The organism is Pedobacter yulinensis (assembly GCF_003029735.1).
In the GTDB taxonomy this organism is placed as follows: Bacteria; Bacteroidota; Bacteroidia; order Sphingobacteriales; family Sphingobacteriaceae; genus Pedobacter; species Pedobacter yulinensis.
Window position 1 is genome coordinate 844,616 of the sequence record NZ_KZ686268.1, and the last position, 9,772, is coordinate 854,387.

At 42.0% G+C, this 9,772-nt stretch carries 8 protein-coding genes; 3 read left to right on the plus strand and 5 right to left on the minus strand.

The features are described from left to right. Positions 1-7 precede the first annotated feature (7 nt). The 4 genes from C7T94_RS03795 to C7T94_RS03810 form a co-directional block, all read right to left on the minus strand. On the minus strand, positions 8-2,689 hold the full coding sequence (locus C7T94_RS03795) for a TonB-dependent receptor (protein WP_162618525.1): 2,682 nt from the start codon (positions 2,687-2,689) through the stop codon (positions 8-10). Positions 2,690-2,812: 123 nt separating this feature from the next. Continuing rightward, complete coding sequence (locus tag C7T94_RS03800) at positions 2,813-3,574, minus strand: GLPGLI family protein (protein ID WP_162618526.1); 762 nt, start codon at positions 3,572-3,574, stop codon at positions 2,813-2,815. Positions 3,575-3,605: 31 nt separating this feature from the next. Beyond that, entirely contained in the window at positions 3,606-3,914 is a 309-nt protein-coding gene (locus C7T94_RS03805) for a hypothetical protein (RefSeq protein ID WP_162618527.1), read from the minus strand. A gap of 376 nt (positions 3,915-4,290) precedes the next feature. Further along, positions 4,291-5,387 (minus strand): IS3 family transposase gene (locus C7T94_RS03810; RefSeq protein WP_107213786.1). Its coding sequence is split into 2 segments (ribosomal slippage): positions 4,291-5,126 and positions 5,126-5,387, totalling 1,098 coding nucleotides; the frame shifts between segments, so codons are not numbered across the junction. 756 nt (positions 5,388-6,143) lie between these two features. Between C7T94_RS03810 and C7T94_RS03815 the strand changes: the two genes are divergently transcribed. The 3 genes from C7T94_RS03815 to C7T94_RS03825 all read left to right on the plus strand — a co-directional run bounded on the left by C7T94_RS03815 (position 6,144) and on the right by C7T94_RS03825 (position 8,729). Further along, positions 6,144-6,395: an Arm DNA-binding domain-containing protein gene (locus C7T94_RS03815; RefSeq protein ID WP_107213788.1), complete on the plus strand. Its 252-nt coding sequence runs from the start codon at positions 6,144-6,146 to the stop codon at positions 6,393-6,395. Between the two features lie 428 nt (positions 6,396-6,823). Then, positions 6,824-8,170: a hypothetical protein gene (locus tag C7T94_RS03820; protein WP_162618528.1), complete on the plus strand. Its 1,347-nt coding sequence runs from the start codon at positions 6,824-6,826 to the stop codon at positions 8,168-8,170. 1 nt (position 8,171) lies between these two features. Next, positions 8,172-8,729, plus strand: coding sequence for a hypothetical protein (locus C7T94_RS03825; RefSeq protein WP_162618529.1), 558 nt, complete (start codon positions 8,172-8,174; stop codon positions 8,727-8,729). A 131-nt stretch (positions 8,730-8,860) separates the two neighbouring features. On the opposite strand, the gene C7T94_RS03830 is transcribed toward C7T94_RS03825, so the two are convergent. Then, a partial coding sequence (locus C7T94_RS03830) for an IS256 family transposase (RefSeq protein WP_162618585.1) occupies positions 8,861-9,772 on the minus strand: 912 nt, incomplete at its 5' end.

The window sequence follows — 9,772 nt, forward strand, 5'->3', positions numbered from 1 at the left end:
ACCAGGATCAAAATGTATACCTGGCAGAAATGTACATGCTTCTTCCCAACAGCGGAATGCTTTGAAAGCTTTGCGCCTGTATCGAATTACTAAAGGTCTTGAATGTCCGCTCGTTTAGTAAATTCTCAGCGCGCAAGGTCAGATACAGGGGACTCTTTTTCCATTGATAGTTGTATTCCAGATCAGCAATAAGAAAACTCGCTTTGTTTTCGGTAAACATATTGTTATGATATAAATTCAAGTTTGAGACAATGCTCATCTGTTTGCTGAGCAGCAGCCGTTGGTAGATATGATTCTTCCAGGATGTAACTCTGGTTACCGTTTCGGTATCCGGCCGGGGAAAACGGCTTATGTTTGAAAAAATATTGGAACTAAAGCGAACGTAATACTTTTTCTGCCAGTTCTTTTTCAATGTGAAATATGCGCTGTAATAGCCGAGTTTTGCCTGCAGCACTTCAGAGCCAGACAAAATAAGAAAGTCTGCCCGGCTGTAGCTTCCGCCAAGATCAATCATTGCATTGAGCAGCAGTGAAGGGATATTCGAACCTAGACCAATTGTAATTCGGCTTGTGCTCTGATTTATAAAGTAGGCATCATTAAACGCGATAAATGAGTTATAGCTGTTCGCAGTAACCAAACTGTTCGGCATTGTGGATGCAGAAACGAATCCGGATAGATTACTTAAGTCATTTGGGATTTGATACGCAAGCGCATAACTGTATTCATACCGTTTTAAAGGAACGGCAATATTCAGCCATCTTTTGAAAGACATCAGTGAGGCGGGATAATAGTTGCTGTAAAGCTGTTCCGGCTGCAGTTGCGATTGAGAAATTACAGCATTGATCTGTCCGGATACTCCCTTAACTAATTGATGTCTTTGCGTGATGGCGATATTGAACAGAAACGTATTGATCACCCGGTCCTGATTTGAAGCATGGGCGATACCTGATTCAGCTGATACTCCAAACGGATTTTTGAGCACAAATCGGACTGGTCTGCCAACGCTTGCTATAACCCTGCTTACTTCATAATTTGATTTGTTGGCCAACTGTTCAGGGTAGATATTTGGCAATTCTCCCTTCCCTTGTCTAATAATTAGGGATTGGTCAAGTCCGATCTTCTTGTTTTCTAGGATAAGTCCGAGATTGGTGGTGAATTTTTTCTTGTCTTGAAGCAGCATTTTCCAGCTTCCCCGTGCAGCGTGCAGCTTTGTGCCCAGAGCAATGTTCATCTGATCATAACCGTCTGGCAGAGAAAAAATCTTAGCAATATCGGCCGATTGTCCATTTGCATCTTGGCCAAGTTGCTGTCTGTTTAAATCGATCGCCCATGTTACCGCTCTTCTACTGGATTTGCGAACAGTATAATTCCCTGAAAAACCAAGGCTTGTCCAGTTGTTGTTTGTTGTACGGTATAATGGTGATCCGATTCCAAATCCTCGGAACAGACTGTTTTGCTGTCCCCTTGAACGGTCTCTATACAGATCAAAGGCCATCATCAACTCCCGACTGGAATCAGGCCGCAGGCTGAAAGTTTGTCTCAAGTCCAGGATTTCAGGTAAATACAAGTTTTCGTTCGAATCAATACGCAGATCATACCGATCATTATTCAATAATAAAGAAGTGCTGTAAGTATCTTGCGGCTGGCGGTCCTTTATATAACTGAACTCGGTTTTTGATTGCAATTTTTTATTTAAAGGTGCATTTACCTGTAAACGGTTATCCCATTGTCTGTTTCGGATATACCAGCGCTGTTCAAAGTTATTGATGTGCTGAAGCGGGTGATTCAGCATCAGCAATTGCTGCCCATCACGTTCAAACTTATCTCGTAGCTCCGTTTCCTGCTGAAAGCCCACACCGTTACCGGTGCTGTTCCAATTACCTATAAAACCAGCTTTAACTGTGCCATACATGGAAAACAACACAGGTGACAGATTATAACGACCGCGGTTTCCAATACCTGCCTCAGCATCGCCGAAACCCGCGCTAAGTTTATTTTTCTTGTGTAGCTGCAGATTGATGAATGTCTTATTGTCGCTGGTTAGCCCTTTTAGCAGCCGCTGGCTGCTTTGGTTTTCAATTGCCTGGATGTTATCAAGTACATGTACGGGAAAATTATTAAGCATGAGTTCGATCTTATCGGCAAAAAGTTCTTCGCCGTCAATCGTTACCTTGTCCAGAGGTTTCTTCTTGTATGTAATCTGGCCGTTCGCATCCTTTTCAAAATTTGGCAGTTTTAATAAAATGTCCTTTAGTTTCTTTTCATCACCTTCCTTATAAGCATCCACGTTATGAAATGTGGTGTCTCCGCGCACCCAGGTGCGTGGCGCTTTGACTTCTACTGCATCCAAATTCTTCGATGAGATACCCAATATTGCAGCAATACGAATGGAAGACCCTTGCTGGGGATAAGGTTTTATTGTCCGAAAGGTAGAAAACGATACATGACTTATCTCGACTACGAGTGAATCGCCCACGTTTGGTGTTACATCTACGCTGAAAGTATTTTTATTTCCGGTATTAAAATAGTTGTAGATGAGGCCGCTTTTGCCTGAGGATATCTTTATGTTGCAATTAGTCAACCCGACACCTGCCGTGTCAACGATGACGCCGCTGACCGAAAGGGTAGTCTTCTGTGCGAACCCGATCTGTGAACCGAGCAATAGAATAAAGAAAAGGATTTTGATCAATGCTTGAGTCGATTGATTACAGCTTGTGTTAACTTGAGAAGCGGGCAGTGCGCCTGTAATTGAAAATTAACTGTACCCTGAAATGATTCAGTTGTTCCATCAGCCGGAGACTGCACGAAAGCTCTATTGATTAGACAACTCTGCCTGCCTTTGTATTTTGCTAGGCCCTTTCGGTACGAGGTTAGCCTTTCTAAGTGCCGGCATCTCATCGAACTTCTCCAGGAACTCAGCGGGTTTAAAAACAGACTGTGGTATAGATGTTCCTACGGAATAGCTTTGCAGAACATACCTCGTTTTTAGCGGAACGCAATCCGCTTCAACGATAAGGCCCGGAATACCTATAACGCCTAAAACTCCCGCCTGCATTGGAACCTCCGTTGCGACCCAAACTATCCATTGTAAGTTATCCCTGATAGACATCGTAGCCTTTTGGCATTTTAAACCATTTATTTCTCTAACCTCGGGCAGCATAATCCATGAGAAGTAATCAGCTTCAAAAGATTGCCTGTAATTAACTCGTAAAGGATGCTTAGCTGCAATATGCGGCCGATAAATTCTTTGCAGGCTATCCATATCAACAAAAGACAGCCGTTGGATCGTATCCATGCATAGCGCGCGACTATACTGTTGATTGTTCCCGGTTTGTATCTCGACTGAGCCGTTCGGATACGTTTCCAAATAATTAGGTCTTTCGAAATAGATGTATTGATTGTTTTGCCTATAAAGATAACCGCGGCTCTGAATTGTGGCTAATTTTTTTTCACTCAGATCGCCGGTGCCATAGATATCCTGACTGATCAGGTAATTTGCCACGACTGATTGTCCCGCAACCTTTCCGAAAGATAGCGTGGCAAAAGCAAAAAATGTTATTATTAGATTTTTCATAAAAATGCGGGGGCATCCCCCCGCTGGATTTCTAAGGACAAATGTAGTTTTTTGCCTCAACGTTGCCATTGACGACCTGACTTGCTACAACGTCAGCGGTAATGACCGCAACGATCGCTGCTTCTTCACAAGTCGCAGCAGTTGCCGAACGTGTCACCGAAGCGCTGATTGTAATAATTGTCCCGTCGGGACATGTGACATCTGCAGATGCCGTGCGCGTGGCTGAAGCTGTGCAATCACGGGGATTCTGATTGTAAAGTGATTTGCTTTCGCTGGTTTCTGCTTTTGCGGCGAACAATGACATCATCGAAATGCCTAAAGAAAGAACAATTGTTTTCATAATTTAATGGTTTTAATTTGAAGCTTACCTGGTTGATCAACAAAGGAACTCTGTTTGCAAATAGAAACCGCATTATGCAAAACACAAATCTTGTAATGAGCCGGACTTAACCGCTGTAAAACAATTGCAATAGTAATTTCAGATAACAGGGACAATAGAGACATCTTAGTTAATTCGATATGCTAAACTTAGCTTTTTATAAACAAAAAGGCAAATTATTTTGAGCGCGACCAACCAGAAGTCGAAACCCGGTGTAGCCCTGAGCCCGGCAGTATAGAACCGGTGATAATTTATACCAGGCTCAAAAGCTGTATTCAGCTATTGTAAGTACTCCATTTCTCCTACAGCTTAGACTGGACTTTTCTAATTTACATTATTATGCGGTTATCTGATGATCCCGGAGGTTTTTTGCTAATTCAGCCGGTGTCAAATCCCCCAGTCCTTCATGAGGTCTTCTGTTATTGTACTCGTCCATCCATACCCCAGTATGTTCCCTTACTTCAGCTAAGCTAAAGAATAGGTATGCATCTAAAATCTCCTTGCGATAACTTCTATTAAACCTTTCTATGTACCCATTTTGGGTGGGCTTGCCTGGCTGGGTATATTGGATACTGATACCTTGGTCTTTACACCAAAGTTCAAAATGATGACTGGTAAACTCGGGTCCATTATCAACACGTACCGAAAGAGGCTTGCCACGCCAGTCTATTATCTGTTCCAGTGCGCGGGTAACTCGTCGGGAAGAGATAGACGAGCCGATCTCAATGGTTAACACTTCACGTGAGCAGTCGTCCATTACGTTAAAAGTTCGGAACTTGCCCCCCGAGGCCAGGCTGTCACTCATAAAGTCCATACTCCATTTTTGGTTAATACTTTCTTGCTGTTCCAGTGGAATCCGCTGGCGAAGAGGCAGTCTGCGTTTGCCACGACGCTTTTTGTTCATCTTAAGCAACTTGTAAACCCTATATACCTTTTTATGGTTCCAACCCTTACCAGCCCTGCGCAGATAAGCGTATAGCTTACGGAGACCATACACCGGATGCTTGGCAGATAGTTCATCCAAGGCCTCAATTACTGCACTGTCGTCCTTCTTGCTGGTATAATAATATTGTGAGCGGCACATGCCCGTTAGCATGCAGGCTCCGGTGATACTTAAACCGTGATCCAGTATAATCTCCTGGGTTAACTGTTTTTGTTCCCGGAGCCCCAACCTTTTTTTGTGATGACTTCTTTGAGGATTTCGTGGTTCAGGCTTAGGTCTGCAAACATCTTTTTTAAGCGGGCATTTTCTTCTTCAAGCTCTTTTAGCCGTTTGACGTCGGAAGCTTCCATGCCGCCGTAACGACTCTTCCAATTGTAAAATGTTGCTTTGCTGATCTCCAGGTCTCTGCAGATGTCTTCTGTCTTTCTGCCTTCTTCTCCCTCTTTAAGGGCTCTTACAATCTGTGTTTCGGTAAACCGTGTCTTTTTCATTCCCCATTTAAAACTAAGCATTTCTGTCCAGTTCTAAACTGTTCGATTTTCAGGGACACTTACACCAGTAGAACAAAATTTATTTGAAAATTTATTTCAAAGGGCATTTTAGGCGTATGCGGTATAATTAACTATATCTGTGTTATAAGGTTTTTCAATTATTAAAAGTTCGGCTATAAAGAAGCCGCTTTAAATATAGCGTTTAGTATCAGGTGCATCCCCGACCAATCTGCTGCATTAGACAGACCATTTTTTTCGCTATCGGTGAGTTTTGCTTGAAAAAGTTTTTGAACAACACTTTTGTCGATCAATTCACCTTGATAAGCGTTGATCTGCTGTTCCAGATTCCGCCATGTGTATTTTCGATATTTACGTCAGAAAGTTCTTTAAAACAACTCAAAATTACTCAAGTTATTCGGTGACCTATTCGATGGCTAATTGATTTTTGAAGTTATAAAACACACTGATATCTAACAATATAAGGCAATGATTCGAGTCCCGTCCATTCCGCTTAGAGAGGATCTAAAATTGATTAAACCCTTCAAATGATATCATTTGAAGGGTTTTTGTTTTTGGCGCATGCCAAAATATGCACTGGAACTCATAAAAAACGTGAGTAAATCGTGAGTCGCAAATTCCAATTCTTGGACTCACGCGGAAGGGGTTAAGTTGTTGTAATACAACATGTTCAGCGAGTGAACATCTTGATTTCAAATGATGAGCAAATTAATTTTATAACTAATAATCCTCATTGTTATGAGTGCAAAAACCACATTGCTTTTTCATCTGAGAAAGCCAAAAGCATTAACTGCTAACGAATCACCTGTTTATCTGCGTTTTAGAGTTGAAGGTAAACAAGCCGAGACATCTACCGGACGCAGCTGCAATCCAAACTCCTGGAATAAAAGACTCGGTAGGGCCTATGGTAACAGCGAAGCTGCCAAGTCACTGAATTTCTTTTTAGATACCCTTGAAGCACGTGCAAAAGAAGTTATGGCTCTTTGGTAACAATGCACTGATGTCTTTAATAAATAAGGCGTTCATGATTAGCATCTGGGAAAGTTTCGGGGACTGCAATGCTATCTTTCATACGCTCAAAGAGAAAGATCATGGTTGGATGGCATTTTGTGCGCAAACCTCTCGAACTTTTGTATCTTACTAGTGCCATTCGATAATTATAAAGTGCATTGAATTTGCATTTCATTAAATTTAAGGCTTAAAATACTTTGCGTCTTATGTAATTTTGCCGCTACAATTACTTGCTGATCAACAAACCATTTAACTTCATTTTTAATCTAAATACATTCTCAATGTTCTTGAATCAACGCGGCTATAGATCCGTATGCTTATCTATAATATTGTTATTAATTGCCACTCTTTGGTCTTGTAAGAAACATAGTTCGTCGGACCAACTATCTGATCAACAAAGCACCAGATTGGCAACATGGTTACGGATTAATAACAAGTTACCTGAAGATCATATATTTAGAAAATTGACTCCTAATTGGGACCGTGTGGTCGTTCGAAAGGAGGCGAGGCAGACCGTCTATGAAGTGTATTTGAAAAATCCTGACAAGCTTTTCATTACTTCGCTTTCCAAGACAGCGTCAAATTTGGAGGAGTTGGCCAAAAAAGATGATATTCGTCTGCTGATTTTTGAGAACAATATCACTCAGAAACTTATGTATGCAGCTTTTATGCTCATTGAGAACACAGGAAATATGAGCCCCGATGTAATTCACTATAGGAGCACTACGGGTTTTGATGGAAAACTTTTCTTTTTCCATGCAGGAGGAACTTTCTCGAATGGATGGGTATATAAAAAGGGAACGATCACCGAGGGAATCACTTCCGGTGTGGGCAGCACAAAGTCGGGTGCTCAAACTGCCGATTTTCAGTGTCATTCTGGGTTTGCACAAACTTATACTTTCGGTTGCATTTCTGCTGGTGGGGCATCACCTACTTGTGGCTGGGTGCCTTCGGGTCAACAATATGTTACCCAATGCGCATATGTCGAAGAGGCACAGGATCATTTTGAAGATGAGGAGGGGTCGGGGGGAATGTACTTTGAGCCAATATATTACGATTGCAATGGCGATGCCAACGGTAATGCAACATGGTCCTACGATTGCAATGCGTGTATTGGCGGTAATACAGGGATAGTTGATTGCGAGCAGAAAAGTATTATCGATAGCTTAAATGGATACCCATGTGCACAAGCACTCCTGAAGACCCTACCTAAGCTTAACACTTCCATAGCAGGCTTGATTAAACAGACGTTTTCAAATAATTCATATATTAATATAACGTTTAGAGTCAATTCTGCTCTTGCCGGAACTTCCACGGATGGACAAATGTCAACAGGGTCTTATACTGCAGGAATTACAGAAAACATAAAAGTTGATTTGAATCCCGATGTCTTATCGAAAGCAACAAAAGAATATATCCTTGTAACCATGTATCACGAAGCGTTACATGCATATTTTGCCTACATGAAACACACACTTACTCCAACTCAATACCAACAGCGCTTCGGAAGTTTGTCAAGCAATGGAGGAAGAACTCTATTTTCCGAAATCAACGGTCACTTTGAAATGGGTGCTAACAATTTCTTAAATGGCATGCGAGATGCAATAATCACTTATAATCCCAGCTTCGATATTGGTAGAGCATGGATTCTAGCACGAGGTGGTGTGGTGCAGTCGACACAAAGTGATGTTCTTGTAAACAACCAAGAAAGAGATGCTACTAAACCAGGATTCACAGGTACGAAATGCCCATAATATGAATAAGATCTTTAAATTATCAGCTGTTGTTCTTTCGCTAACATTTGCGCAATTCCGTGCTGCTGGACAACTTTCCAAGATACAGGATACAAAGATAGGCAGAACGTATCTCTCAGTTTATCAGACTTTATTGAAAGATGATGACAAACTTATATTCCCTGATAGTTCGTCACTGACCGTCTTTAATTTTAAATTACTGATAGAAAAGTCAACAGACAATAAAGTTCGAGTCACATCGATTTTCCCAAGCGAGGATAAATTAGGGTTGTTACTGCCTAATTATAAAAAGTTGTCTGATATAAATTTTTCTCCATTAATAGGCAGCGATAGTAGAATATGCTTGATAGTCCCGATCATTTTCAGTACCCAGAAAAAAAACAAACCGGTTGGCGATCAGGAGGCAGTGATTTCTTTAGCGGAAGCCTTTGAACTATTAAGGGCTTATCAGATGAATCCAGATTTTGATGCAGCAATTCAGAAATTCAAAGATGGAAACAATATAAAAAAATTGATTACCCAGCCAATCGTGTTCAATCGGAGTAGTCCAATAAAATAAAATAGAGGTTGTAAGGTGGAGGGCTTGTAAAGGATTTGGTATGGAGATCGAATAGTAACCAAAGCAGATTGTAAGCTTCCCTGCTTTTAGGAAGTGTAACGCGAACTGTGTCAGTTCTAAATTAACACCTCTCAGAAGCCTCTGTTCTCCTGAAGAATTCTGTCACCAAATTTAATGTATAATTGCGAGAATGCCAGTCCCCAGTTATGGATTGGCATCGTCCATTTCTTGCTGATGTTTTTAATGACCAGGTACATGAGTTTCATCAGAGCCTGTTCAGAAGAGAAAGCCCCTTTGGTCTTGGTAATTTTACGGATCTGGCGGTGTACGCCTTCAATCGGATTGGTGGTGTAAATGACCTTTCGGATCACCTGGTCGTATTCAAAGAACGCCGAGAGGTTGACCCAGTTGTCCAGCCATGACTTGCAGCTCAGGGGATATTTCTTGCCCCATTTTTCTTCAAACTCCAGCAGTCTTTCATATCCCTGCTGTTCGTTATTTGCCTGATAGATAGGTTTCATGTCGGCCATTACGGCCTTTTTATCTTTCTCAGGAACATAGCGCATGGACGAACGGATCTGGTGGACAATGCAAAGCTGCACCCTGGTCTTTGGAAAGATAGCTTCCACAGCTTCAGGAAAGCCCTTTAACCCGTCTATGCAGGCGATCAGGATATCTTCCACACCACGAGTTTTCAGATCGGTAAGCACTGACAACCAGAACTTGGCACCCTCATTTTCAGAGGTGTAAAGGCCTAGCACATCTTTCTTACCCTCAATATCCACACCCAGAATATTGTAGATGGCGCGGGTTTCCACCGCTCCGTTTACCCTGACTTTGAAGAACATGCAATCCAGGAACACAAAGGGATATACGGCCTCCAATGGTCTGTTACGCCATTCCTGCACCGCAGGCAATACACTATCAGTAATCCGTGAGATCTCAGCCGCAGAGATGTCCATGGCATACATTTCCTGCACATAATCACGCATGGCACGCGTACTCATGCCCATGGCATACATCGATAGGATATTGCCCTCCAG

Excerpts from the sequence above, each read along its gene's own strand:
- C7T94_RS03800 (WP_162618526.1), bottom strand. The coding sequence starts at position 3,574 with ATGAAAAATCTAATAATAACATTTTTTGCTTTTGCCACGCTATCTTTC.
- C7T94_RS03805 (WP_162618527.1), bottom strand. The coding sequence starts at position 3,914 with ATGAAAACAATTGTTCTTTCTTTAGGCATTTCGATGATGTCATTGTTC.
- C7T94_RS03815 (WP_107213788.1), top strand. The coding sequence starts at position 6,144 with ATGAGTGCAAAAACCACATTGCTTTTTCATCTGAGAAAGCCAAAAGCA.
- C7T94_RS03825 (WP_162618529.1), top strand. The coding sequence starts at position 8,172 with ATGAATAAGATCTTTAAATTATCAGCTGTTGTTCTTTCGCTAACATTT.